The following is a 24,785-nucleotide window of genomic DNA, read 5'->3' on the forward strand; positions in this document are numbered from 1 at the left end:
TAAAAAATCCCGGTATTGTCCGCTTCACGCCAGCGATAGCACTTCACTGGCACTCTCGTTTTCAAGCCGTCGCCACAAGCGATTGTGATTTTCGATAAGGACACTGCATGAAAAAGGTTCTGTTGTTCACCGCACTGGCGGCTGCCCTGACCGCGGGGCTGGCTCAGGCTGGCGAGAAACTGGTGGTTGCCGCGACCCCGGTCCCACACGCCGAGATTCTCGAGCTGATCAAGCCAACCCTGGCCAAAGAAGGCGTGGACCTGGAAATCAAAGTCTTCACCGACTACGTTCAGCCGAACGTGCAGGTCGACCAGAAGCGTCTGGACGCCAACTACTTCCAGACCCTGCCGTACCTGAAGAGCTTCAACGAAGGTAAAGGCACTCACCTGGAAACCGTGATTGGCGTGCACGTTGAACCTTTCGGCGGCTACTCGAAGAAAGTCAAAACCCTGGCTGAGCTCAAAGATGGCGCGACCATCGCCATCCCGAACGAAGGCAGCAACAGCGGCCGTGCCCTGATCCTGCTGCAGAAGGCTGGCCTGATCGAGTTGAAAGACCCGAATAACGCCGTGTCGACCCCAAAAGACATCGCCAGGAACCCGCACAACTTCAAGTTCAAGGAGCTTGAGTCGGCCATGTTGCCGCGCGTGCTGGATCAGGTCGACCTGGACATGATCAACACCAACTACGCACTGGAAGCAGGTCTGAACCCGGCTAAAGACGCACTGGTAATCGAAGGTGCCGATTCGCCTTACGTGAACTACCTGGTGGCCCGTCCGGACAACAAGGACAGCGTTGCCATCCAGAAACTGGCCAAGGCTCTGACCAGCCCGGAAGTGAAAGCATTCATCGAGAAGAAGTACAGCGGCGCGGTACTGCCGGCGTTCTGATTCGCGAAGCAAACCCCTTTAAGGTTTCAAACGCCGACGGCTGATTTAGCGTCGGCGTTTTTTTTTGGCGTTCGATTTACTTGTAGAGAGGGCGCTCTTGTGGCGAGGGAGCTTGCTCCCGCTGGGTTGCGAAGCAGCCCCAAAAAAGCACCACATTTCTCATTGCCTCCTTGGGCGAATGCTGCGCATTCGAGCGGGAGCAAGCTCCCTCGCCACAAAGTGCCTGTTGACCCTGGAGTTACTCACGCCGGCCCGGCCTTCAAGGCCCTGCGCAACGCCATCAATAATTTCAGAATGTCCTGCGGATCCAGCCGTTGTGGCGTTTTTACGTCTGCCATGTTCTTGTCCTTGTGAGGTTTGGCCGGGAGTCTGGCCAAAATGGGTTCGTCCCTGGAGCTGTGTTTCGAAAAAAAGACCCTTCCTACGGCGCAAGGGAAAATAGACGTCCTCCATCGTCCCGGCAAATCACGCGCCGTTCAATCCGCCCAATACCATGCCGGTTCATCCAGCATGCGCTGGCCGACAATTGCAGTCTGGCCAAGATTTTTCTCCAGCACGATGCAGTTGCAGTCGGGGTCTTGCTGCAATGCCGAAATCAAGCGCCGGGCATGGGACACCACCCACACCTGGCACTGCCCGGAGGCGCGGATGATCAAACGCGCGAGCGCCGGCAGCAGATCCGGATGCAGGCTGGTTTCCGGCTCGTTCAACACCATCAGTGTCGGCGGCCGTGGTGTCAGCAGCGCCGCGACCAGCAGCAGGTAACGCAACGTTCCATCCGACAACTCGGCGGCCGACAACGGCCGCAACAAACCTTCCTGAAAGAACTCGATGGCGAAGCGCCCACCCGGCAATGGTTCGATGTTCAGTCGCGCGCCGGGAAAGGCGTCGCTGATGGCGGCTCGCAATGCCTCGGGATCGCCGATTTCGATGATCGTCTGCAAGGCCGCCGCCAGGTCGCGTCCGTCGTGGTGCAGCACCGGCGTGCGGGTGCCCAGTTGCGGCTGGCGCACCGGGGCGTCGGCGTCGCTGCGAAAGTGATCGTAAAAGCGCCAGCGGCGGATGAACTCGCGCATCTCCAGCACTTCCGGCGAACTGCGCAGGCTGCCGACCTGATCGAACAGACTGTCGAACATCGGCGTGTGCTGGGCCAGTACATCCCACTTGCGATCGGCGCGGGCACGGATCATTGGACCGTCACGATCGACCAGCAGACTGGCCGGACGATAGAACGCTCCAGCCCAGAGGCATTCGCGCTTGATCTGCGGGTCGAGGCCGAAGCGTGACGGGATGGGCGAGCTGTGCCCCGGGAGCATGAAATGGCCATTGGAGTCGGGCAGGCCCAGGCTGATCGAGTAGCCAAAATCTTCCCCGGCAAACCCCAGCCGCAGGCGTTTGACGCCCTGGCGCACCGTGGCCTCGACGGGCACTTCGCCGTTGCGCATGCGCCGGGTGATGGTTTCCGGGCCCGCCCAGAAGGTCGAATTCAGCCCGCCTTCACGGGCCAGCGCATTGACCACGCCGCCCTGAGCGGTTTCCGCCAGCAGGCGCAGCGCACGGTAAAGGTTGGATTTACCGCTGCCATTAGGGCCGGTGATCAGATTCAGCCGACCCAGCGGGATCACCAATTTGTTGATCGAGCGGTAATTGGCCACCGCGAGGGTCTTGAGCATATGGGTTCCTGAGGCGAGATCGAGCGGGCTCATTTTCAGGTACGTGCAGGCGTCTATGACACGTGTTTTTGGGGGAAAACGTTATGAATTGTTTCTTCATAAAGGGAGCGTGCGTGGTTGAAATCCTGTTCTAAGCTCTCTGTCGAGTTGTCCATAAAAAAGGCCAAGGAGTTTGCATGGCGGTTCCCGGATTGAAAGTAGTCATGGCCTTGAGTGTCGTCACCCTGTTAACGGCTTGCGAGGAGAAAAAGCCCGTGCAGGAATACCTGCCACGGGTGTTCGTACAAGTCGTCAAGCCAGCGGATTATGCGGCCTCGGTCACCCTCACCGGTGATATCCAGGCGCGGGTACAGACGGAGCTGTCTTTCCGCGTCGGTGGCAAGATCATCCAGCGCTCGGTTGACGTCGGTGATCGTGTGACCGCCAAGCAAGTGCTCGCCCGGCTCGACCCCAAGGATCTGCAGACCAATGTCGACTCGGCCCAGGCACAAGTGGTCGCCGAACAGGCGCGTGTGAAGCAGAGCGCGCAGGCGTTCGTACGTCAGCAAAAACTCTTGCCCAAGGGCTACACCAGCCAGAGCGAATACGACTCTGCTGAGGCCGCCTTGCACAGCAGCCAGAGCGCCCTGAGCGCAGCCCAGGCGCAGCTGGCCAATGCCCGGGATCAGTTGAGCTATACGGCGCTGATTGCCGATGCGCCGGGGATCATTACCGAGCGTCAGGCGGAAGTCGGCCAGGTGGTGCAGGCGACGATGCCGATCTTCAGCCTGGCCCGGGACGGCGACCGCGATGCGGTGTTCAATGTCTATGAATCGCTGCTGGCCGAGAAGCCGAGAGATCACACCATTGTCCTCAGCTTGCTCGACAACCCTGCGATCAAAACCACCGGCACCGTACGCGAAATCACCCCGTCGGTGTCGGCGCAATCCGGAACCGTGCAGGTCAAGGTCGGCCTGGACAAACTGCCCGACGGCATGCAGTTGGGTTCGGTGGTGAGTGCCACGGCCAGGGGATCGGGCAAGCCGGTCATCGAGTTGCCGTGGTCGGCGCTGACCAAAAACATCAGCAATCCTGCTGTCTGGATTGTCGACGACAAGGGCAAAGCGCAATTGCATTCGGTGACGGTCAGCCGCTACCTGACGGGCAAGATCATCGTCAGCGGCGGGTTGAAGGACGGGGACAAAGTCATCATCGCGGGCGGGCAATTGTTGCATCCGGACATGGAGGTCGAGATTGCCGAAAACACTTACAAGGACCTGACGTGGGGAGCAAAGCCATGAAGCCTTTATGGGCGTTGTCCATCGGGCTGGTGCTGAGCGCCTGTTCCAAAAACGAACCGCCGCCGGTGCCAGTACGGCCGGTGCTCTCGATCAAGGTCCAGGCCTTGAGCGAAGAGGACCTGGGTCGCTTCGCCGGCAGTATCCAGGCACGCTATGAAAGCAATACCGGGTTCCGCGTGGGCGGGCGAATCGCCAGTCGTAACGTCGATGTCGGCGCCGAGGTCGAGAAGGGTACATTGCTCGCCACCCTCGATCCTTCGGATCAACAGAACCAATTGCGCTCGGCCCAGGGCGATCTGGCGAAAATCCAGGCGCAACTGATCAACGCCAAGGCCACTGCCCAGCGTCAGCAAGCCTTGTTTGACCGCGGGGTCGGCGCGCAAGCGCAGCTCGACGAGGCCAACACGGACCTGAAAACCACCCAGGCCTCCCTCGATCAGGCCCGGGCGGCCGTCAACCAGAGCAAGGACCAACTGGGCTACACCGAGTTGCGCGCCGACCATAAAGCCGTGGTCACCGCGTGGAGCGCCGAGGCCGGGCAAGTCGTGACGACCGGTCAGCAAGTGGTAACCCTGGCGCAACCGGACATCAAGGAAGCGGTGATCGACCTGCCCGATACCCTGGTCGATCAACTGCCCAGCGATGTGGTGTTCCTGGTCGCGGCGCAACTGGATCCGAGCATCAACACCACCGCCATCATCCGTGAAATCGAACCTCAGGCCCAAAGCGCCACACGCACCCGTCGCGCCCGCCTGACCCTGGCCGAAACGCCACCAGGCTTTCGCTTGGGTACGGCCATCAGCGTCACCCTGAGCTCGGCGATCAAGCCGCGCATCGAGTTGCCTGTCACCGCGCTGCAGGAGGTCGATGGCAAGCCACGCATCTGGGTGATCGATGCACAGAGTAAAACCGTCTCCCCCCGTGACGTCACCGTGATCAGCCGCACCGATAGCACTGTAGTGCTGGCCGACGGCGTGAAGAACGGCGAGCGAGTGGTCAGTGCCGGTGTGAACAGCCTCAAACCGGGGCAACAAGTGAAAATCGACGAGGACAGTCAATGAAAGGGCCTTTCAACCTCTCGGAATGGGCCCTCAAGCATCAGTCGTTCATCTGGTATCTGATGTTCGTTGCGTTGCTGATGGGGGTGTTCTCGTACTTCAACCTGGGGCGCGAAGAAGACCCTTCGTTCACCATCAAAACCATGGTGATCCAGAGCAAATGGCCGGGGGCGACCCAGGAGGAAACCCTCAAGCAGATCACTGACCGGATCGAGAAAAAGCTCGAAGAGCTCGACTCCCTCGACTACGTGAAAAGCTACACGCGCCCCGGTGAATCGACGGTGTACGTGTACCTGCGCGACACCACCAGTGCCGAGGACATCCCGCAGATCTGGTACCAGGTGCGCAAGAAGATCAACGACATCAAATACCAGTTCCCGCAGGGCATACAGGGGCCGTCGTTCAACGACGAGTTCGGTGACGTCTTCGGCTCGATCTACGCCTTCACCGCCGACGGCCTGACGCTGCGTCAGTTGCGCGACTACGTGGAACAGGCGCGCATGGAAATTCGCGGTGTGCCGGGGCTGGGCAAGATCGAAATGGTCGGCCAGCAGGACGAAGTGCTGTACCTGAACTTCTCCACACGCAAGCTCGCAGCGCTGGGCATCGATGAGCGTCAGGTGGTGCAGAGCCTGCAAACCCAGAACGCCGTGACCCCGGCGGGTGTCATCGAGGCTGGGCCGGAGCGGATATCGGTGCGAACCTCAGGGAAGTTCGCTTCGGAGAAAGACCTGGCCGAGGTCAACCTCAAGCTCAACGACCGCTACTATCGTCTGGCCGACATTGCCGAAATCAGCCGTGGCTACGTCGATCCGGCCTCGCCGGAATTCCGCTACAACGGCAAGCAGGCCATCGGCCTGGCGATCGCCATGCAGAAGGGTGGCAACGTCCAGGCATTCGGCAAGGCTTTGCACACCCGTATCGACGAGTTGACCGCCGACCTGCCGGTCGGTGTCGGCATCTACAACGTCTCCGACCAGGCCGTGGTGGTGGAGGAAGCCGTCGGCGGCTTTACCAGCGCGTTGTTCGAAGCGGTGGTGATCGTGCTGCTGGTCAGCTTCGTCAGCCTCGGTGTGCGCGCCGGGCTGGTGGTGGCGTGCTCGATCCCGTTGGTGCTGGCGATGGTGTTCGTGTTCATGGAATACAGCGGCATCACCATGCAGCGGATTTCCCTCGGTGCACTGATCATCGCCCTCGGCCTGCTGGTGGACGATGCGATGATCACCGTGGAAATGATGGTCACCCGTCTGGAATTGGGCGAGACCAAGGAGCAGGCGGCAACCTTCGCCTACACCTCCACGGCGTTCCCGATGCTCACCGGCACGCTGGTGACCGTGGCGGGCTTCGTGCCGATCGGCTTGAACGCCAGCTCCGCTGGTGAATACACCTACACCCTGTTTGCGGTGATTGCCTGTGCGATGCTGGTGTCGTGGGTGGTGGCGGTGCTGTTTGCGCCGGTGATCGGCGTGCACATCCTCAGCACCAACGTGAAACCCCACGAAGGCGAACCCGGGCGCATCGGCAAGGCGTTCAACGGCGGGCTGCTGTGGTGCATGCGCAATCGCTGGTGGGCCATTGGTATCACCGTGCTGTGCTTTGCACTGGCGGTGTTCAGCATGCGTTTTGTGCAGAACCAGTTCTTCCCGTCTTCGGATCGTCCGGAAATCCTGGTGGACCTGAACCTGCCGCAAAACGCCTCGCTCGACGAAACCCGCCGGGCGGTCGATCGTCTCGAGGCCACGCTCAAGGACGATCCGGACATCGTGCGCTGGAGCACCTACGTCGGTCAGGGTGCCATCCGCTTCTACCTGCCACTGGACCAGCAACTGCAAAACCCGTTCTACGCACAGTTGGTGATCGTCAGCAAAGGCCATACCCGCGAGGCCATGATGCAGAAGCTTCGCGAGCGCTTGCGCAATGACTTCGTCGGCATCGGCAGTTATGTCCAGGCACTGGAAATGGGCCCGCCGGTAGGGCGTCCGATCCAGTACCGGGTCAGCGGCAAAGACGTCGATCAGGTGCGCCGGCATGCCATCGACCTGGCCACCGAGCTGGACAAGAACCCGCACGTTGGCGAGATCATCTACGACTGGAACGAGCCGGGCAAAGTCCTGCGCATCGACATCGCCCAGGACAAGGCGCGGCAGTTGGGGTTGTCTTCCGAGGATGTGGCCAACCTGATGAACGGCATCGTCAGCGGCCAGGCGGTGACCCAGGTCGACGACGACATCTATCTGATCAACGTGGTCGGCCGCGCGGTGGATTCCGAGCGCGGTACGCCGGAAACCCTGCAGAACCTGCAGATCGTCACGCCTGGCGGCACGTCGATTCCGTTGCTGGCATTTGCCACGGTGCGTTACGAACTGGAGCAGCCGTTGGTATGGCGTAGGGATCGCTTGCCGACCATCACCATCAAGGCGGCAATACGCGACGAGATCCAGCCGACCGACCTGGTGAAACTCCTCAAGCCATCCATCGATGCTTTCGCTGCCAAGCTGCCGGCGGGCTACAAGGTCGCCACCGGTGGTACGGTGGAGGAAAGCGGCAAAGCCCAGGGACCGATTGCCAAGGTCGTGCCGCTGATGCTGTTCTTGATGGCGACCTTCCTGATGATCCAGCTGCACAGCGTGCAGAAGCTGTTCCTGGTGGCCAGCGTCGCGCCGCTGGGGCTGATCGGCGTGGTGATCGCGCTGGTGCCTACCGGTACGCCAATGGGCTTCGTGGCGATCCTCGGGATTCTGGCGTTGATCGGTATCATCATCCGTAACTCGGTGATCCTGGTGACCCAGATCGAAGAGTACGAGCAGAAGGGTTACGCGCCGTGGGATGCGGTGGTGCAGGCCACCGAGCATCGACGTCGGCCGATCCTGTTGACCGCGGCGGCGGCGAGCATGGGGATGATCCCGATTGCCCGGGAAGTGTTCTGGGGGCCGATGGCCTACGCAATGATCGGCGGGATCGTCATCGCCACCTTGCTGACGCTGCTGTTTTTGCCGGCGCTGTATGTGGCCTGGTACAAGATTCGCGAGCCGAAGAAGGAGGCGCAGTAAAGACGTCGGCTCTGGCAACAAAAACAAAAGATCGCAGCCTTCGGCAGCTCCTACACCTACCTACTGTAGGAGCTGCCGAAGGCTGCGATCTTTTGATCTGCGCTTTATTCAGCGCGCCGCCAGACACTCGCCAACCAAGGCTGCTGTTCCCGCGGCAACCCTGCCGGCCGGTAGTAATGCTCCAGCTCCACAAACCCCGCCTCGGTCAACAATTGCTGCCACGCCGCCAGGTCGTGATACGACCCATAACGCGCCCCGTTCCAGCCTTCCTGATTCTCGCCACGGGGATTGGAACTGAACAACACCCCACCCGGTTTCAGCGCCGCGCGCAGTTGCTTCAACACCCGAGGCAATTCCTGACGAGGAACATGAAACAGCACCGCGTTGGCAAAGATCCCGTCAAAACGCTCGGCCGGCAGATCAAGCTTCAAAAAGTCCTGCTGCCACACCTCGCAACCGCTGTCCTCACGGGCCATCTGCGCGAGTTTTTCCGAACCGTCGAGGCCGACCGCCTTGTGGCCCATGCGGGTGAACGTCTGCAGATCACGACCCGGCCCGCAGCCAAAATCGAGAATGTCGAAAGGCGCCTCGCCCTGAATATGCCGCAGCAGGGCATCGATGTTCTGGCTGACGTCGTGGTCGCGCGTGCCTTCACGAAAGTCCTCGGCGACCGCGTTGTAATGGCCGAGGGTCGTGGAGGTGATCTGTTCGAGGTCGTCGGGTGTTTGCTTCATGGTCGGCTGCGCAGGAAAAAGGAGATGTGTTAACTATAAGCGCTTTCGCGCTTTGAAAGATCGCAGCCTGCGGCAGCTCCTACAGAGTTTGGCATTCACACGTAGGAGCTGCCGAAGGCTGCGATCTTTTGGCCTTGGCTCAGCCCTTTTTCATCCCCAGACACTCAATGGAGTGATCCACCATCGCCTTGGCAATTTCCAGCAAATGCCAGATCGAGTACACCATCGCCCGGTCGGCGCCCTCGAGTTGATCGCCACACTGATACGCCGTGACCGACGCACAGCGCAGCAGGTCGGCGACATAGAGCTGAGTGTCTTCAAAACTCACGTCTTTGCTGACGTTGTAGAAGCGCATTTCGTCGGTTGGTGCGGGTTGCTTGCCGGTGAGGTGGAAATCGATGGCTCGGTAGAGCGCGGAACGATCCCTGAGCCAATCGTCGGTGACGGTTTCGTTGGTAGGGTTTTCGGGAGGCGGATCGGGTACGGGTTTCTTCATTGGTAAAACTCCTAGTGCTAATGGGAGCCAACCGATATCGCGACTAAACGATCAGGGGTGGCGGCTGCGCACAGGTTAGTCGACCGGTCACTAGGCTACCCGGCGCACCCGAAGGTGCCCTGCGCACAGCCACCATAACGTTCAGGTAGTAGAACCTGAAATTAGGTGACGCTGTACGCCTAGTAAAATCCGGGCGACTAAACCCGATCACTGATGAGCAGTGACGGACCGAGACTAGCCACGGAATTCGGCAGGCGCAAGCGAGCGAAATGATCTAGGAAATGTCCTTCAAAAGAAAGGGAGCAGGCCTGCAAAACCGCTGATTTTCCTGTAAGAAAACTTACCTGCCGGGGTCGGTGATCACCTGTGGCGAGGGAGCTTGCTCCCGCTCGATTGCGCAGCAATCGTAAAATCTGACACCCGAATTTCACTGACACACCGCACTGAATGGTATGGGGCTGCTTCGCAGCCCAGCGGGAGCAAGCTCCCTCGCCACAAAAGCACGGTGACCTTCAACTCGTCAGCGCTTGTTCAACCCCCGCGCCAACCGATCCCCACCCAACTGAATCACCGCTACCAACACCACCAGCAACACAATCACCGTCAACATGATCTGGCTATCAAACCGCTGATACCCATATCGATAGGCAATGTCCCCCAATCCACCCGCGCCAATCGCCCCGGCCATGGCTGATGAATTGATCATGGTCACCAGAGTGATGGTGAATCCGCCAACAATCCCCGGCAGCGCTTCCGGCAATAACACATGCCAGACGATGTGCCAGCGTCGACAGCCCATGGCTTGCGCCGCTTCGATCAATCCGTGATCGACCTCGCGCAAGCTGACCTCGGCAATACGCGCAAAGAACGGCGTGGCGGCAATGGTCAGCGGCACCACGGCCGCCCATACGCCGTAGGTGGTGCCGACGATCAATCGGGTGAACGGAATCAGCGCCACCATCAAAATCAGAAACGGAATCGAGCGAAACAGGTTCACGAACGCACCCAGTGCGCGGTTCAGCGCCGGGGCTTCGTAGATGCCGCCCCTGGAGCTGGTGACCAGGATCACCGCCAGCGGAATGCCCGCCAACAGCGCAATCAACGATGACACGCCGACCATCAGGAATGTGTCGATAAAACCCTGCAGCAAGCGATCAAACCACATAACCCAGTACCTCCACTTGTTGCGCCCATTGGCTGGCGCGCTGACGCAACTCTTCGGCAGCGAGGGGTGAGCCTGTCACCGCCAGCAGCAGTTGCCCAAGCGCATGCCCCTGAATCCGTTCCACGCCGCCTTGCAGCAATCGCACACGGCCTCCGAGGGCGCTGAACAATGCCGCCAGGTCTGGTTCGTCGCGTTGACTGCCGGTGAACTGCAAGCGCAGGACCACGGCAGCGTCCGAGGACTTTGGCTGCGGCTGCAAACGGCTTTGCAGCTCTTTGGGCAATGCGTGTTGCAATGGCGCGAGCAATGTCTTGCTGACTTCATGTTGCGGATTGCCGAACACTTCCCACACCGGTCCTTGCTCGACGATGCGCCCGTGCTCCAGCACCACGACCCGATCACAGATCTCACGGATCACCGCCATCTCGTGGGTGATCAAAACGATGGTCAGGCCCAGGCGCCGATTGATCTCGCGCAGCAGGCCGAGGATCGATTGCGTGGTCTCCGGGTCCAGCGCCGAGGTGGCTTCGTCGCACAGCAGAATCTCCGGGTCATGCACCAGCGCCCGGGCAATGCCCACGCGCTGTTTCTGCCCGCCGGACAACTGCGCCGGGTAAGCCTTGTGTTTGGCTTGCAAGCCGACCAGTTCCAGCAGTTCGCGTACCTTCTGCTCGCGTTGTTCCTTGGGAACACCGGCGACTTTCAGCGGCAACTCGACGTTCTGCCAAACGGTCTTGGCCGACATCAGATTGAAGTGCTGGAAGATCATGCCGATGCGCCGACGCAGCGCCACCAAGCGGTCTTCGTCGAACTCGCCGATGTCCACCTGATCGATCAGCACCCGACCGCTGCTTGGCTGTTCCAGGCGGTTGATGGTGCGGATCAGCGACGACTTGCCGGCGCCGCTGCGGCCGATGATGCCGAACACTTCGCCGCGCTGGATCGCCAGGTCGATGCCGTGCAACGCGGCCACCGGGCCTTGCTGGCCGTTGTAGGTTTTACCCAGATTGATGAAGCGCACATGAGCGCGATTGAGCTCGGGATGCAGCTCGGTTTGTTCAGCATGCTCTGATAAAAGGCGCGGCTCTGGAATCTCCAGTCGCCGTTGAATGGCGGCGCTCATGTTCAGCTTTCCCAGCCGGCTTGATAGAGCTTGCCGTGAGCTTTATCCAGCGCGGCGCGCACAGCGGGTGAGTGCTGGTAGATGTCGACGAACTTGATCAGGCGCGGGTCGGTTTTGCTCTTGGGCTGGATCACGAACTGAATCACGTACTCCTTGTGATCGAGGCCGTCGAACAGCAGTGCGGAGCCCGCATCGAAGGTTTTCGACAAGCGAATGTAGGCCGGGTAGCCCTGCACCAGATCGGCATCGTCATAGGCGCGCACCAGTTGCACGGCTTCGACCTGGAGGATCTTTATGTGCTTCGGGTTGGCGACGATGTCCTCCTCGGTGGCCTTGTAACCAACGCCGGGCTTGAGGGTGATCAAGCCGGCCTTGGCCAGCAGCTGCAAGCCGCGACCGCTGTTGATCGGATCGTTGGCGATGGCCACGCTGGCGCCTTGCGGCAGTTCGTCGAAACTTTTGTATTTCTTCGAGTAGAGGCCGACGTTGTTGATGATCCCCGGCGCGAATGGCACCAGGTCGAAACCCGAGGCGGCCTTGGCGTTTTCCAGGAACGGGATGTGCTGGAAGTAGTTCACGTCGATGTCGCCGGCGGCGAGGCTGACGTTCGGCGCGATCCAGTCGGTGAACTCCACCAGCTCGACTTTCAGGCCTTGTTTGCCGGCTTCTTCGACGGCGGCTTCAAGGGGAATGGCGAAGGCGGCGGTGGTGCCGATTTTCAGTGGTGCGTCGGCGGCGAAAGTCACCGAGCTGAACAGGCCGAGGGCCAGGGCCAGTGCTTTGACTGGGTGGGAGAGGTAGTGCTTTTTCATGATGTCTTTTCCAGTCAATTATTTTATGTGTACGCGTATTTGTGGCGAGGGGGCTTGCCCCCGCTCGACTGCGCAGCAGTCGCCAAACCAGCAGTCGAGTTGTAACTGACACACCTCATTGAAGTCTTTGGGGCCGCTGCGCGGCCCAACGGGGGCAAGCCCCCTCGCCACAGGGTTAGCGGCGGTAAGCCGAACCGGTATGTTGCTCAGGCAAAAAAGCCTCCCGCTGAAACAGCTTTTCGCGCAAGGTGCCGCTGTCGTACGCGGTCTTGTACGAGCCACGCCGTTGCAACTCGGGAATCACCAGCTCAATGAAATCCTCATAGCTTTCCGGCGTGACAATCCGCGTGAGGTTGAAGCCATCCAGCCCGGTTTCGGCGATCCAGGATTCCAGCTCATCGGCCACTTGCTGCGGTGAACCGACCACGGTGATGTAGCGACCGCCGAGGGCGTGTTGTTCCAGTAATTTGCGCCGGGTCCAGTCGTTGTTTTGCAGGTGTTTGGTGGCGGACTGGATGGCATTGCTCTTCACGTACTGGATCGGCTCTTCGATTTCATACTGAGAAAAATCGATCCCGGTGGACGCCGAGAAGTGCGCCACGCCGGCTTCGGCACTGGCGTAGCTCAGGTATTCGGCGTGTTTGGCCCAGGCCAGCTCTTCGGTGGCGCCAACGATCACGTTCAGCCCCATGAACACCTTGATGTCCTCGGGATTGCGCTTGGCTTCGACGGCGCTGGCACGCACCTTGTCCACCTGGGCCTTGGTCGATGCCTTGGTCTGGCCACTGATGAACACGCACTCGGCATGTCGCCCGGCGAACAGCAAACCGCGATCCGAGCTGCCGGCCTGGAACAGTACCGGCGTGCGCTGCGGCGAAGGTTCACACAGGTGATAACCCTCGACCTGATAGAACTCGCCCTTGTGCTCGACCTTGTGCACTTTGTCCGGTTGCGCGTAGATCCGCTGCTGCGGATCGTTCAGCACCGCACCGTTTTCCCAGCTGCCTTCCAGGAGTTTGTAGAGCACCTCCAGGTACTCGTCGGCCTGGTCATAACGGCGGTCATGCTCGACCTGTTCGCTCAGGCCCATGGCCTTGGCGGCGCTGTCGAGATAGCCGGTGACGATGTTCCAGCCGACCCGTCCACGGCTCAGGTGATCCAGCGTCGACAGGCGGCGGGCGAACAGATACGGCGCTTCGTAAGTGAGGTTGGCGGTCAGGCCGAAACCGAGGTTTTTCGTCACTGCGGCCATGGCCGAGACCAGCAGCAGCGGATCGTTGACCGGCAGCTGGATCGACTCTTTCAACGGCACGTCCACCGAGTTCTGGTAGACGTCGTAGACCCCGACGATGTCGGCGATGAACAGGCCGTCGAACAGCCCGCGCTCCAGCAGTTGTGCCAGTTCGGTCCAGTATTCGATCGTGTTGTAGCGGGTGGATGTGTCACGCGGATGCGTCCACAGGCCGTGATTGATGTGCCCGATGCAATTCATGTTGAACGCATTGAGCAGGATTTTCTTTTTCGCGGCGGTCATCAAATGGTCCCCCGCAATGGCGGGTTTTCATCGTTGAGGTAGTAATTGCCGACGGCGTGGTACTTCCAGCGCACCGGGTCGTGCAGGGTGTGCACCCGGGCGTTGCGCCAGTGGCGGTCGAGGCCGTGTTCGATCAAGGTCGCCTGGCTGCCGGCCAGTTCGAACAGCGTGCTGCCGGCGGCCAGGGAGACTTCGGTGCTCAGGGCGCGGGCTTCGGCGACGGCAATCGACGCGGTCGCGACGGTCTGGGCATTGGTGTCGGCCTGAGCCTGGTCGAGGTATTCACCGGCACGCTCCAGCAGCGCCTCGGCGGCGTGCAGGCGAATGCTCAGGTGGCCGAAGCTCTTGAGGGTCAGTGGATCGTCTGTGGCTTTTTCGTGGGTGGCGTCGATCCACGGCCGGGTTTTGCTGCGCACGAAGTGCAGCGCATCTTCATACGCGGCGCGGGCGATGCCGGTGTCGATGGCGGCATGGAGAATCTGCGCCAGCGGGCCGACCGGGGTCGGGCGTTCGAAAGCGCTCTGAAAGGGGATCACATCTTCGGCAGCGACGTAGACATCTTCGAACACCACCGAACCGCTGCCGGTGGTGCGCTGACCGAAGCCGCTCCAGTCGTCAATCACGCTCAGGCCCTTGCTGTTGCGCGGGACGAACGCCAGTTGCTGCACGCCGTTTTCATCCACCACCGAAGTGGGAATGCGCTGGGCGTAGATCGCGCCGGTGGCGTAGAACTTGCGGCCGTTGATGCGATAGCCACTGGCGTCGCGAGTCAGGCTGGTGACGCGATCGTGTGCGGTTTTGGTGCCCAGTTCGGCCAACGCATTGCCGAAGCGCTGGCCGGCCAAGACTTCGGCGTACAGGCGTTTTTTCTGCTCGTGGCTACCGTTCACCCGCAATACTTCGAGGGCATAGAAATGGTTCTGCGGGATCTGCCCCAGGGAGCCGTCGGCCCGGGCGATCAAGGCGATGACCTTGGCCAGGGTGACGTTGGAAACACCGGCGCCGCCGTATTCCTTCGGCACGCTGATGCCCCACAGGCCCGAGCGGGAAAACACTTCCAGTTCCGGATGTGGCAAACGGCGTTCGCGGTCGCGTGTGGCGCTGTCGCGCTTGAAGTCTTCGGCAAGGTCGCTGGCGACGATCAGGGCTTGTTCGTCGCTGGTGATGACCGCGACGTGGTGAGAACTTGTCATGTGTTTCTCCAGAGCTCTGGTAAAAAGTGTTCTGGTCGTCAGATCCAGGAATGGCGATTAGGCAGCGTGCCATTGAGGCGATAGGCGCCGACCGCGTGATACTTCCACCGCACCGGATCGTGCAGGGTGTGCACCCGGGCGTTGCGCCAGTGGCGGTCGAGGTTGAATTCGGCGAGGGTGGCGCGGCTGCCGGCCAGCTCGAGCAGCTTTTCGCTGGCCAGCAACGAAATCTCGGTGGTCAGCACTTTGGCTTCGGCCACGGCGATCGAGGCGCGGGCGGCGGACTCGGCGGTGAATGGTGCGGCGCTGACGTCATCGAGCACTTGCCCGGCCTTGCGCAGCAGCGCTTCGGCGGCGTGCAGTTCGATTTTCAACCTGCCGATATCGGCGAGCACATACAGGTCATCGCTGGCCCGCTCGACCTTGGCGTCGATCCACGGCCGGGCGCGGGTTTTCACGAAGTCGATGGCGTCGTCGATGGCGCCTCGGGCGATACCGGCGTCGATGGCCGCTTGAATCAGTTGCGAGACGGCACCCTGGATGTTCGGCGTTTCGTTGATCCGCCAGTTATCCACCACCAATTCAGGATCGGCCTGCACGTTGTTGAGCAAAATCGTGCCGCTGGCGGTGGTGCGCTGACCAAAGCCGGACCAGTCATCGACGATGCGCAATCCCGGTGTGCCGCGCCGGACGAACGCCAACACTTGCTTGCCGTCATCGTTCAACGCTTTGACCGCGACCCAATGGGCGAACAGTGCACCCGTGGAATAGAACTTCTGGCCATTGACGACGCCGTCAGCGGTGATGCGCGCCTTCAGCTCCAGGGTGTTTTTAGTGCCGCGTTCCGGCCCGGCATTGCCGATGCGCCAGCCATCCAGAACGCTTTTGAACAGGTGTCTTTTCTGTGCTTCGGTGGCACTGCCGAGCACCAGGTTGAGAATGCCGAACTGGTTTTGCGGGATCTGCCCAAGCGCCGGGTCTGCCGCGGAAATGATCGCGAAAACCTCGGCCAGGGTGACGAACGAAACCTGTGGGCCACCGTACTCGCGGGGGATGGAAATGCTGCCCAGGCCGCTGCGGGTGAACTGTTCTATTTCAGACCATGGGAGCTTGCGCTGCCGGTCACGTTTGGCTGCTTGCAGACGAGCGACTTGCGCCAGTTCGTGGGCCGCCTTGATGGCTTGAGCATCGTTGCGCAAGACTTGTGCGGGCAACAACGGGGGGGCGATGTCCAGGTCACTCTGGACGATTGCATCTGCCAGACTGGACATCAGTGCCGCTCCTTGGCTGCACGCAATGCCCTGGCGATCTGCACTGGGGTGATTGTGTTCCGGACCATACCTACCTCACATCTTATGGAAGCGCCGCTTGTGGCAGCGCATGAAAACAAGGATGTCCGGTGGTCCGGTGCATATACCCTAAACGCGTATAAATATTTTATGAACTAACTTTTAGGAATATGCATAGAAGGTCAAAAGATCGCAGCCTGCGGCAGCTCCTACAGGTTGACGACGATGCGCGTAGGAGCTGCCGCAGGCTGCGATCCTTTGATTTCAAGCCAGGACTCATTGCTTGCGGGATTCGGCAGCCTTGAGCACTTTTTTCGGGAGGACTTTCAGATAAGGACTGGCACAACCGATCTTCAGCGTGCGAGCCGGTGCCCAGCGAGAGTTGTTGCCCACCCGGTCGAGAATGCAGTACGTCACTTCCAGCCGCAGGTCTTCGCCGGCTTCGAGGATGATGGCCGGCGGTATCCAGACCTGGATCGGCTGGCCCACATCGGCGGACTTGAGCCGTGGCAGATCCATGCGCAAATCGCCCCAGCGCAGGGTGATTTCGTCGTCGACGGCCATGTTCAGGTACGGCTCGATGGTCAAGGGAACACCGCGTTTGACCTGACTCGGATTGACCCCCTGACGGCGAATCGCCTCGGGAATGCCCACCGGTGCCAGGCACTGGTTTTCATCGCCGCACAGTGCGGAGGGTTGGCCGCCGGGGCAGTCGAGTTTGATCTGCACGTTGCGGCTGGCCGATACCGCCGGGCCCCGGCCAACTTGCATGACCCGGTAGTGAATGCGCGATGTACCGTTGGCGACAAAACTTTCAGGCACCCGCAGCTGCACCGGTTGGCCGACATCGCAGGCCGTCAGCACGCGGGAGGCCACGTAGCAGTTGTCCCAGAACAGTTCGATCAGGTCACCTGCGTCCATGGCGGGGTAGGGTGCCACATCGATCAGCAGGTGCGCCGCGCAAGTGACGTTGATGCCGGTCTTGTTGGATTGCGCCAGGGTCGGGGCCGCAAGCCCGGATTTGTTTGAGGTGCTGTTCATGAAGTCTCCTTGAAGTCTTGCAACGAAGTCCGTTTCTGGAATTTCAAAAACTGAAAATCGAACAGAAAAACCATTCATTACTTCGAGTTGAAATAATGAGTTAAGCGTGATGAGTGTCGCTGGGTGGAGACTAGATAAGAGTCAGGAAGATCAGGTGTCAATAAGTTTTGTTGGTGATGAGTGAAGTGTGATGTTATTCAGAAAGTTCCTACGACCCCAAGTAATTAAACCATGTCTGTGCGTCGAATTTGTCTACTGAAAGCGGGGGAATATGGGCGAATTGGTGCAAGTCATTGGCTCGGTCTTGCGATAGGGGATCTGATCGAATTGGCACTGTTTAATTGTTGTGATGCATACATTTGTACCGCGCACGCGTACAGGATTTGCATGTTCAATAGATGAGTTTAGTTTGGTATTAATAAGGCGTATTTCGAGGGGGTTACTTCCATCCATGGAAGTTTACCGTTGTTGCGCAGGGTTGTTAGTTGTGGGTGTTATTCAGGAACTTGCTCAGGAATTGCTTGGTTCGCTCTTCTTTCGGATTGGCAAACAACGCCTTTGCTTCGCCTTGTTCGACGATCACGCCCTTGTCGAAAAACACCACACGGTTGGCCACGTCCCGGGCAAAGCCCATTTCGTGGGTGACGATCACCATGGTGCGCTTCTCTTCGGCCAGGCCGCGGATCGTCGCCAATACCTCGCCCACCAGCTCCGGGTCGAGGGCTGAGGTTGGCTCATCGAACAGGATCACTTCCGGCTCCATTGCCAACGCCCGGGCAATCGCCACGCGTTGTTGCTGGCCTCCGGAGAGGCGACGCGGGTAAGCGTCCTCCTTGCCCGCCAGGCCGACCTTGGCCAAGAGTTTTTTACCCAGGGCCACAGCGTCGGCGTGCGGGGTCTTCTTGACCACGATCGGGCCTTCGATGACATTTTCCAGCGCCGTGCGATGGGGGAACAGGTTGAAGTTCTGGAACACGAAACCTACGTGCTGGCGCAAACGCCGCACCAGGCTCTGCTGCTGGTTCAGGGGACGGCTGGTATTGACTTCGATATCGCCGACCTTGATCCGGCCGCTGGTGGGTTCTTCCAGAAAATTCAGGCAGCGCAGGAAGGTGGTCTTGCCCGAACCGCTTGGGCCGATGATCGCAACCACCTCGCCTTCCTTGACCTCAAGATCGATGCCGTTGAGCACGACTTGACCCTTGAACTGCTTTGTCAGTTTTTCCACGACAATCATCGGGTCAGGACTCCTGGTCGTGCCGATTGACCCGCGCTTCCAACTGGTTCTGCAGGTGCGACAGCACCGTGGCCAGGACCCAGTAGATCAGTGCGGCGGCAAGATACATGGTGAAGATTTCGAAGGTACGGGCGGTGATCAGCTGCGCCTGGCGGAACAGTTCGGGCACCTGGATGGTAGCGGCCAGCGCGGTGTCCTTGACCAGCGAAATGAAGCTGTTGCCCAGCGGCGGCAATGCGGTGCGCATCGCCTGCGGCAGGATGGCCCGACGCAGGGTCTGCGCACGGGTCATGCCGATACTGGCAGCCGCTTCCCATTGGCCGCGCTCGATGGAGCTGATCGCGGCACGCAGGATTTCACAGGCGTAGGCGGCCATGTTCAGCGAGAAGCCGATCAGGGCCGCCGGCAGCGGATCGAGTTCCAGACCCAATTGCGGCAAGCCGTAATAGATCACGAACAGTTGCACCAGCAACGGCGTGCCGCGAAAGAACGACACGTACATGCGGGCGATCCAGCTCACCAGTTTGAAGCGCGACAGGCGCATCAGCGCCAGGCCGAACCCCATCACCAGGCCGAAGAACATCCCGCCCAGGCTGAGGATCACCGTGTAGTACGCGCCCTTGAGCAGAAAGGGCACGGAGTCCAGTGCGAGTTGGAAAGCGTCTCCCATTATTGAGTGACGTCAGCGCTGAAGTATTTTTCCGACAGCTTTTTCAGCGTACCGTCGGCACGCAGCTTATCGATGGCCTTGTTCACCGCGGCCAGCAGTTCAGGCTCGCCTTTGCGCAGGGCAATGCCGGCTTCCTGACGGGAGAACGCATCACCGGCGGCGGTGGTGTCCTTGGCCTTCTTGGCATATTCCAGCGCGGCCAGGCGGTCGATCAGAATGGCGTCGATACGGCCGACACGCAGGTCCTGGAACTTGGTCGGATCATCTTCGTAGGTGCGGATGTCAGCGGTCGGCACATTGGCTTTTACCCACTCTTCGTAGTTGGTGCCCAGGCCTACGCCGACTTTCTTGCCAGACAGGTCGGCGGCGGACTTGATGTTCAGCTCGGCGGCCTTCTTCGTCAGCACCAGTGCCTGAATCCCGGAAACGGTGTAGGGCTCGGAGAAGTCATACTTCTTCTTGCGCTCTTCGGTGATGGTTACCTGGTTGATCACTGCGTCCAGACGCTTGGATTCCAGGGCGGCGAGGATGCCTTCCCATTTGGTTGGTTGCAGTTTGACTTTCACGCCCAGCTCTTTGGCCAGGGCTTCGGAGAACTCGACTTCGAAGCCGGCCAGTTTGCCGTCGGCGTCGACGAAACTGAACGGTGGGTAGGTGCCTTCCAGGCCGACGTTGATCACGCCTTTGTCCTTGATTTGTTGCAGTTGCTCACCGGCAACCGCTTGGCCGATCAGGCCGGCGCTCAGTGCCAGGCCCAGCGAGCCCACCAGCAGATTGCGACGTAGTGCGGAAAAATTCATGACAAGCCCCTGTGTTTTCTTATGGAAGACGCTTTAGGAAAGTTGGCAAATTCGGGATTTTGATGACTGCGATATCCTGCACTAAAGCAGCGTATGCGTCTCGTTACAAATTCGCCTGCGGCGTGACTATAAGATGATGCCGTTAGATAGGAAAATAATAAATATCCTATTTGTTATTCGTTAATTGAATATGTGTTTCATAGGAAAAGATCGCAGCCTGCGGCAGCTCCTACAGGGATCGGCATGCACCTGTAGGAGCTGCCGCAGGCTGCGATCTTTTGATCTTCTGAATCGCCTACAGAAAATCCTTATAGGCAAACAACGCCGGCGCCCCACCGGTGTGCAGGAAGATGATCGGGCCTTCGTCGAAACGCTGACGCCCGATCCCGTCCAGCAAGCCCGCCATGGCCTTGCCAGTGTAGACCGGGTCCAGCAGCAAGCCTTCCTGGCCCGCCAGCAGCTTCACCGCCGCCAGTGTCCCGGCATTCGGCTCGCCATAACGCGGGGCGAAATACTCATCCCACAACTCGACTTTGAAAGCGTCCGGCAGGTTCACGCCCAGCAGCTCGGCAGTGCGTTCGGCCAGGCCTTGAACCTTTGGCCGCTGATCTTCATCGCTGCGCGAAACCGTCACGCCGATCACTGGCAGATCCGGCAGTACTTCACTCAAGGCCAGTGCCAGGCCGCTGTGGGTACCGGCGCTGCCCGAGGCCAGGACCACGGCGGCGAACTTCAGGCCGGTGTCCTTGATCTGCTCGGCCAGTTCCAGCCCGGCGCGCACGTAACCCAGGGCGCCCAAGGCATTGGAGCCACCGATCGGTACCAGGTACGGCTTCTTGCCGTTGCTGCGCAGTCGGTCAGCCAGGGCTTGCAGTTGTTCATCGGCGTTGTCGAGGTTTTCCACCAGTTCGACCTTGGCATCGAACAGGTCGAGCAGCAGCCGGTTGCCGTTGCCGGTGTAATTGCTGTCGTCAGTGCCCAGAGGATTTTCCAGAAGGGCTACGCAGCCCAGGCCCAACTTGGCGGCAATGGCGGCTGTCTGGCGCACGTGGTTCGATTGCAACGCGCCGGCGGTGATCAAGGTGTCGGCGCCCTGGGCCAAGGCATCGGCGGCCAGGTACTCGAGTTTGCGCAATTTGTTGCCGCCCATCGCCAGCGGCGTCAGGTCATCGCGCTTGACGTACACGTCGCGGCCCAGCCAGGTCGACAGGCGTTCGAGTTTTTCCAGGGCGGTGGGTTGACCGAGCAGGTCGAGGCGGTTAAAGCGGGCGAGTTGTTGTTTGATCATGGGTCCGTACTGGCCGTGGAGGATTTCAGGACTATAGGCAGGCCCCAAAGCCTGGGCAACCGTCAATCGCTTATAGCCAATCGAACTGAGTACAGCACTATTGGTTCTTAATTTGCCTTGCGACCCTTGCCGTAAAGTAATCGCCGTCAGTGCGGCCAGACAGTCCGGTCGCCCGTGAGGAGTTTTTACCGTGAGTGAGCGTTCCAGCCATTGGCAATTGCAGACCATCGTCAGTCAGCTGCGCACGGCACGTGAGCAGTGGCGTGCACAAAACGGCCGGGCCAGCGGCGAGCAGGGCGGTCGCGAACTGCCCTCCCGGGCGGCCATGGCAGAGATTCTCGAAGCCCTGTGCGGCGCGCTGTTCCCGATGCGCCTGGGGCCGGTTGACCTGCGCGAAGAAAGCGAAGACTTCTACGTTGGTCATACGCTGGATGTGGCGCTGAATGCGCTGTTGGCCCAGGCGCGACTCGAATTGCGCTACGCCGCGCGCCACAGTGCCCAGGCCGAGACTGAAGTCGAAGCCCGGACCATCCAGATCATTCAGGACTTCGCCCTCGCCCTGCCAGGGTTGCGCAGCCTGCTGGACACCGACGTACTGGCGGCCTATCACGGCGACCCGGCGGCGCGCAGTGTCGATGAAGTGCTGTTGTGCTATCCGGGAATTCTGGCGGTGATTCATCATCGCCTGGCCCACCATTTGTACCGCGCCGGGCTGCCGTTGCTGGCGCGGATCAGTGCGGAAATCGCCCACTCGGCCACCGGCATCGACATTCACCCCGGCGCGCAGATCGGCCGCAGTTTCTTCATCGACCACGGGACCGGCGTGGTGATCGGCGAAACCGCGATCATCGGCGAGCGCGTGCGGATTTATCAGGCGGTGACTTTGGGCGCCAAGCGCTTCCCGGCGGACGAAGACGGTCAGTTGCAGAAAGGCCAGCCACGGCATCCGATTGTCGAGGATGACGTGGTGATTTATGCCGGGGCGACGATTCTCGGGCGGATCACCATCGGTCAGGGCTCGACCATCGGCGGCAATGTCTGGCTGACCCGCAGCGTGCCGGCGGGCAGCAACCTGACCCAGGCGAATCTGCAGCATGATGATGGGGCGCAGAAGTAATCTCGATTTCTGCTGACTGTAGGAAGCCGTAGGAGCCGTAGGAGCTGTCGAGTGAAACGAGGCTGCGATCTTTAAGAATTTGACCAACAAAAGTCAAAAGATCGCAGCCTTCGGCAGCTCCTACAGAATCCCCCCAATCCCCGCGTCATACCCTTCCTTAAGCGAGTGTAGGAAAGCTACCGCCGAGCCCTGCGATTAGTCCTTAGCCCCCTATCCATGTTTAACTTGAACGTTCATTCAAGTTAAACCGGCGGTTCGCTGCCCGCTCACAACAGGAGGCTTGCCTTTGCTGAGTCCGATTTCTACAGCCACGTTTTTCCCCTTCGAGGTGCACCGTACATGAGTGCATCGTCCATCCCTCCAAGCGGTCTGATCCGCATGAATCCGCCGGTGTTCTGGTTCTCGGCGAGTTTCATTCTGTTGTTTGGTGTCGTTGTCATCGCCATGCCCGAGCAGGCCGGTGCCTGGTTGCTGGCGGCGCAAAACTGGGCGGCCAACACGGTCGGCTGGTATTACATGCTGGCGATGACCCTGTATCTGGTCTTCGTGGTGGTTACCGCCTTGTCCGGCTACGGCAAGATCAAGCTCGGTGCCGACCACGACGAACCCGAATTTAGTTACTTGTCCTGGGCCGGCATGCTGTTCGCCGCGGGGATCAGCATCACTCTGTTTTTCTTTTGTGTGTCCGAGCCGCTGACCCATATGCTGCAACCGCCCCAAGGCGAGGCTGGTACGGCAGATGCGGCGCGCCAGGCGATGCAGATTCTGTTTCTGCACTGGGGTCTGCACGGCTGGGGTGTGTTCGCCTTTGTCGGCATGGCGCTGGCTTACTTTGCCTACCGGCATAACCTGCCACTGGCCCTGCGTTCGGCGCTGTATCCGCTGATCGGCAAGCGCATCAACGGCCCGATCGGTTACGCGGTGGACGGCTTCGGCATCATCGCCACGGTGTTCGGCCTCGGCGCCGACATGGGCTTCGGCGTGTTGCACCTCAACTCGGGCCTGGACTACCTGTTCGGCATCGCCCACACCCAATGGATTCAGATCGGCCTGATCACCTTGATGATGGGCGCAGCGATCATCGTTGCCGTATCCGGCGTCGACAAGGGTGTGCGGGTCATGTCCGACATCAACATGCTGCTGGCCTGTGCGCTGTTGCTGTTTGTGTTGTTCGCCGGCCCCACGCAGCACTTGCTTAACACCCTGATCCAGAACCTCGGCGATTACTTCGGCGCCTTGCCGATGAAGAGTTTCGACCTGTACGCCTACGACAAACCCAGCGACTGGCTGGGCGGCTGGACGGTGTTCTACTGGGCCTGGTGGATCGCATGGTCGCCGTTCGTGGGCCTGTTCATCGCACGGATTTCCCGTGGCCGGACCATCCGTGAATTCGTTTTCGGCGTGCTGCTGATTCCGCTCGGTTTCACCCTGGCGTGGATGTCGATTTTCGGTAACAGCGCCATCGATCAAGTGCTCAACCACGGCATGAGCGCACTCGGCATGTCGGCCATCGATAATCCGTCGATGACGCTGTATCTGCTGCTGGAAACCTACCCGTGGAGCAAAACCGTCATCGCGGTCACGGTGTTCATCAGCTTCGTGTTTTTTGTCACCTCCGCCGACTCCGGCACCGTGGTGCTGTCGACCCTGTCCGCCAAGGGCGGCAATCCCGATGAAGACGGGCCGAAATGGTTGCGAGTGTTCTGGGGCGCGATGACTGCGCTGGTGACCAGTGCATTGCTGTTCTCGGGCAGCATCGATGCGTTGAAGTCGGCGGTGGTCCTGACCTCGCTGCCGTTCTCGTTGATTCTGCTGTTGATGATGTGGGGGCTGCACAAGGCGTTTTATCTGGAATCGCAGAAGCAGATTGCGCAGATGCATTCACTGGCACCGGTGTCTGGCTCACGGCGCGGCGGCTGGAGGCAACGTTTGAGTCAGGCGGTGCATTTCCCTTCGCGGGACGAGGTTTATCGCTTTCTCGATACGATGGTGCGCCCGGCGATTGAAGAAGTGTCTGCCGTGTTCCGGGAGAAGGGCTTGCATGTGGTGACGCATCCCGATCCGGCGACTGACAGCGTCAGCCTGGAGATCGGCCACGGCGATCAACATTCGTTCGTTTATCAGGTGCAGATGCGCGGTTACTTCACGCCGTCGTTTGCCCGTGGCGGCATGGGTTCCAAGCAACTCAACAATCGCCGCTACCACCGGGCCGAAGTGCATTTGAGCGAGGGCAGCCAGGATTACGACCTGGTGGGCTACACCAAGGAGCAGATCATCAACGATATCCTCGACCAGTACGAACGGCACATGCAGTTTCTGCATCTGGTGCGTTGAT

At 60.1% G+C, this 24,785-nt stretch carries 20 protein-coding genes; 6 read left to right on the top strand and 14 right to left on the bottom strand.

What is annotated here, in order from left to right:
- Positions 1 to 107 precede the first annotated feature (107 nt).
- Positions 108 to 890 (top strand): MetQ/NlpA family ABC transporter substrate-binding protein, encoded by a 783-nt coding sequence (locus KW849_RS11745; protein ID WP_218429565.1) that lies wholly within the window; start codon positions 108 to 110, stop codon positions 888 to 890.
- Positions 891 to 1,366: 476 nt separating this feature from the next.
- Here the strand turns inward: KW849_RS11745 and KW849_RS11750 are convergent, their stop codons facing one another.
- The gene (locus tag KW849_RS11750) at positions 1,367 to 2,563 is read right to left on the bottom strand and encodes an AAA family ATPase (protein WP_218429566.1); all 1,197 of its coding nucleotides are present in this window, start codon (positions 2,561 to 2,563) and stop codon (positions 1,367 to 1,369) included.
- Positions 2,564 to 2,739: 176 nt separating this feature from the next.
- On the opposite strand from KW849_RS11750, the gene KW849_RS11755 reads away from it, so the two are divergent.
- Genes KW849_RS11755 through KW849_RS11765 form a run of 3 tightly spaced genes read left to right on the top strand, consistent with a single transcriptional unit; the run spans position 2,740 to position 7,951 of the window.
- Complete coding sequence (locus KW849_RS11755; protein ID WP_218429567.1) at positions 2,740 to 3,843, top strand: efflux RND transporter periplasmic adaptor subunit; 1,104 nt, start codon at positions 2,740 to 2,742, stop codon at positions 3,841 to 3,843.
- Positions 3,840 to 4,904 (top strand): efflux RND transporter periplasmic adaptor subunit, encoded by a 1,065-nt coding sequence (locus tag KW849_RS11760; RefSeq protein ID WP_218429568.1) that lies wholly within the window; start codon positions 3,840 to 3,842, stop codon positions 4,902 to 4,904. The genes KW849_RS11755 and KW849_RS11760 overlap by 4 nt, the downstream gene beginning before the upstream one ends.
- Positions 4,901 to 7,951, top strand: a complete 3,051-nt coding sequence (locus KW849_RS11765) for an efflux RND transporter permease subunit (RefSeq protein WP_218429569.1) — start codon at positions 4,901 to 4,903, stop codon at positions 7,949 to 7,951. Before KW849_RS11760 ends, KW849_RS11765 begins: the two co-directional genes overlap by 4 nt.
- 104 nt (positions 7,952 to 8,055) lie before the next feature.
- Here KW849_RS11765 and KW849_RS11770 read toward each other — a convergent pair whose 3' ends face one another.
- The 13 genes from KW849_RS11770 to KW849_RS11830 form a co-directional block, all read right to left on the bottom strand.
- The gene (locus tag KW849_RS11770; RefSeq protein ID WP_218429570.1) at positions 8,056 to 8,685 is read right to left on the bottom strand and encodes a bifunctional 2-polyprenyl-6-hydroxyphenol methylase/3-demethylubiquinol 3-O-methyltransferase UbiG; all 630 of its coding nucleotides are present in this window, start codon (positions 8,683 to 8,685) and stop codon (positions 8,056 to 8,058) included.
- A gap of 139 nt (positions 8,686 to 8,824) precedes the next feature.
- Positions 8,825 to 9,181 (bottom strand): DUF6124 family protein, encoded by a 357-nt coding sequence (locus KW849_RS11775; protein WP_218429571.1) that lies wholly within the window; start codon positions 9,179 to 9,181, stop codon positions 8,825 to 8,827.
- A gap of 520 nt (positions 9,182 to 9,701) precedes the next feature.
- Positions 9,702 to 10,346: a methionine ABC transporter permease gene (locus tag KW849_RS11780; RefSeq protein ID WP_218429572.1), complete on the bottom strand. Its 645-nt coding sequence runs from the start codon at positions 10,344 to 10,346 to the stop codon at positions 9,702 to 9,704.
- Positions 10,336 to 11,469 (bottom strand): methionine ABC transporter ATP-binding protein, encoded by a 1,134-nt coding sequence (locus KW849_RS11785; RefSeq protein ID WP_218429573.1) that lies wholly within the window; start codon positions 11,467 to 11,469, stop codon positions 10,336 to 10,338. The genes KW849_RS11780 and KW849_RS11785 overlap by 11 nt, the downstream gene beginning before the upstream one ends.
- Positions 11,470 to 11,471: 2 nt before the next feature.
- Positions 11,472 to 12,281, bottom strand: a complete 810-nt coding sequence (locus KW849_RS11790; RefSeq protein ID WP_218429574.1) for a MetQ/NlpA family ABC transporter substrate-binding protein — start codon at positions 12,279 to 12,281, stop codon at positions 11,472 to 11,474.
- Between the two features lie 175 nt (positions 12,282 to 12,456).
- Positions 12,457 to 13,815 carry an LLM class flavin-dependent oxidoreductase gene (locus KW849_RS11795; protein WP_218429575.1) on the bottom strand — a complete coding sequence of 453 codons (1,359 nt, stop codon included), beginning with the start codon at positions 13,813 to 13,815 and terminating at the stop codon, positions 12,457 to 12,459.
- Entirely contained in the window at positions 13,815 to 15,008 is a 1,194-nt protein-coding gene (locus KW849_RS11800; protein ID WP_218429576.1) for an SfnB family sulfur acquisition oxidoreductase, read from the bottom strand. Before KW849_RS11800 ends, KW849_RS11795 begins: the two co-directional genes overlap by 1 nt.
- Positions 15,009 to 15,046: 38 nt before the next feature.
- Positions 15,047 to 16,279 carry an SfnB family sulfur acquisition oxidoreductase gene (locus KW849_RS11805; protein WP_218429577.1) on the bottom strand — a complete coding sequence of 411 codons (1,233 nt, stop codon included), beginning with the start codon at positions 16,277 to 16,279 and terminating at the stop codon, positions 15,047 to 15,049.
- 294 nt (positions 16,280 to 16,573) lie between these two features.
- The gene (locus KW849_RS11810) at positions 16,574 to 17,338 is read right to left on the bottom strand and encodes a hypothetical protein (RefSeq protein ID WP_108216112.1); all 765 of its coding nucleotides are present in this window, start codon (positions 17,336 to 17,338) and stop codon (positions 16,574 to 16,576) included.
- A gap of 481 nt (positions 17,339 to 17,819) precedes the next feature.
- On the bottom strand, positions 17,820 to 18,575 hold the full coding sequence (tcyN, locus tag KW849_RS11815; RefSeq protein ID WP_218429578.1) for an L-cystine ABC transporter ATP-binding protein TcyN: 756 nt from the start codon (positions 18,573 to 18,575) through the stop codon (positions 17,820 to 17,822).
- Positions 18,576 to 18,579: 4 nt separating this feature from the next.
- Entirely contained in the window at positions 18,580 to 19,245 is a 666-nt protein-coding gene (gene tcyL / locus KW849_RS11820) for a cystine ABC transporter permease (RefSeq protein WP_108216114.1), read from the bottom strand.
- Positions 19,245 to 20,045: a cystine ABC transporter substrate-binding protein gene (gene tcyJ, locus KW849_RS11825; RefSeq protein WP_108216115.1), complete on the bottom strand. Its 801-nt coding sequence runs from the start codon at positions 20,043 to 20,045 to the stop codon at positions 19,245 to 19,247. Before tcyJ ends, tcyL begins: the two co-directional genes overlap by 1 nt.
- Positions 20,046 to 20,340: 295 nt before the next feature.
- On the bottom strand, positions 20,341 to 21,333 hold the full coding sequence (locus KW849_RS11830) for a D-cysteine desulfhydrase (RefSeq protein WP_218429579.1): 993 nt from the start codon (positions 21,331 to 21,333) through the stop codon (positions 20,341 to 20,343).
- A 190-nt stretch (positions 21,334 to 21,523) separates the two neighbouring features.
- Here KW849_RS11830 and epsC point away from each other — a divergent pair, with 190 nt between their 5' ends.
- Together epsC and betT are read left to right on the top strand one after the other, a co-directional pair.
- Positions 21,524 to 22,450 carry a serine O-acetyltransferase EpsC gene (epsC, locus tag KW849_RS11835; protein ID WP_218429580.1) on the top strand — a complete coding sequence of 309 codons (927 nt, stop codon included), beginning with the start codon at positions 21,524 to 21,526 and terminating at the stop codon, positions 22,448 to 22,450.
- Between the two features lie 378 nt (positions 22,451 to 22,828).
- A complete protein-coding gene (gene betT / locus KW849_RS11840; RefSeq protein ID WP_218429796.1) occupies positions 22,829 to 24,784 on the top strand; it encodes a choline transporter BetT in 1,956 nt (651 codons plus the stop codon).
- The last annotated feature ends 1 nt before the right edge of the window (position 24,785 follow it).

Origin of the sequence: Pseudomonas sp. PDM26, from assembly GCF_019219185.1 — a bacterium.
Taxonomy (GTDB): Bacteria; Pseudomonadota; Gammaproteobacteria; order Pseudomonadales; family Pseudomonadaceae; genus Aquipseudomonas.

Excerpts from the sequence above, each read along its gene's own strand:
- KW849_RS11745 (WP_218429565.1), top strand. The coding sequence starts at position 108 with ATGAAAAAGGTTCTGTTGTTCACCGCACTGGCGGCTGCCCTGACCGCG.
- KW849_RS11750 (WP_218429566.1), bottom strand. The coding sequence starts at position 2,563 with ATGCTCAAGACCCTCGCGGTGGCCAATTACCGCTCGATCAACAAATTG.
- KW849_RS11755 (WP_218429567.1), top strand. The coding sequence starts at position 2,740 with ATGGCGGTTCCCGGATTGAAAGTAGTCATGGCCTTGAGTGTCGTCACC.
- KW849_RS11760 (WP_218429568.1), top strand. The coding sequence starts at position 3,840 with ATGAAGCCTTTATGGGCGTTGTCCATCGGGCTGGTGCTGAGCGCCTGT.
- KW849_RS11765 (WP_218429569.1), top strand. The coding sequence starts at position 4,901 with ATGAAAGGGCCTTTCAACCTCTCGGAATGGGCCCTCAAGCATCAGTCG.
- KW849_RS11770 (WP_218429570.1), bottom strand. The coding sequence starts at position 8,685 with ATGAAGCAAACACCCGACGACCTCGAACAGATCACCTCCACGACCCTC.
- KW849_RS11775 (WP_218429571.1), bottom strand. The coding sequence starts at position 9,181 with ATGAAGAAACCCGTACCCGATCCGCCTCCCGAAAACCCTACCAACGAA.
- KW849_RS11780 (WP_218429572.1), bottom strand. The coding sequence starts at position 10,346 with ATGTGGTTTGATCGCTTGCTGCAGGGTTTTATCGACACATTCCTGATG.
- KW849_RS11785 (WP_218429573.1), bottom strand. The coding sequence starts at position 11,469 with ATGAGCGCCGCCATTCAACGGCGACTGGAGATTCCAGAGCCGCGCCTT.
- KW849_RS11790 (WP_218429574.1), bottom strand. The coding sequence starts at position 12,281 with ATGAAAAAGCACTACCTCTCCCACCCAGTCAAAGCACTGGCCCTGGCC.
- KW849_RS11795 (WP_218429575.1), bottom strand. The coding sequence starts at position 13,815 with ATGACCGCCGCGAAAAAGAAAATCCTGCTCAATGCGTTCAACATGAAT.
- KW849_RS11800 (WP_218429576.1), bottom strand. The coding sequence starts at position 15,008 with ATGACAAGTTCTCACCACGTCGCGGTCATCACCAGCGACGAACAAGCC.
- KW849_RS11805 (WP_218429577.1), bottom strand. The coding sequence starts at position 16,279 with ATGTCCAGTCTGGCAGATGCAATCGTCCAGAGTGACCTGGACATCGCC.
- KW849_RS11810 (WP_108216112.1), bottom strand. The coding sequence starts at position 17,338 with ATGAACAGCACCTCAAACAAATCCGGGCTTGCGGCCCCGACCCTGGCG.
- tcyN (WP_218429578.1), bottom strand. The coding sequence starts at position 18,575 with ATGATTGTCGTGGAAAAACTGACAAAGCAGTTCAAGGGTCAAGTCGTG.
- tcyL (WP_108216114.1), bottom strand. The coding sequence starts at position 19,245 with ATGGGAGACGCTTTCCAACTCGCACTGGACTCCGTGCCCTTTCTGCTC.
- tcyJ (WP_108216115.1), bottom strand. The coding sequence starts at position 20,045 with ATGAATTTTTCCGCACTACGTCGCAATCTGCTGGTGGGCTCGCTGGGC.
- KW849_RS11830 (WP_218429579.1), bottom strand. The coding sequence starts at position 21,333 with ATGATCAAACAACAACTCGCCCGCTTTAACCGCCTCGACCTGCTCGGT.
- betT (WP_218429796.1), top strand. The coding sequence starts at position 22,829 with ATGAATCCGCCGGTGTTCTGGTTCTCGGCGAGTTTCATTCTGTTGTTT.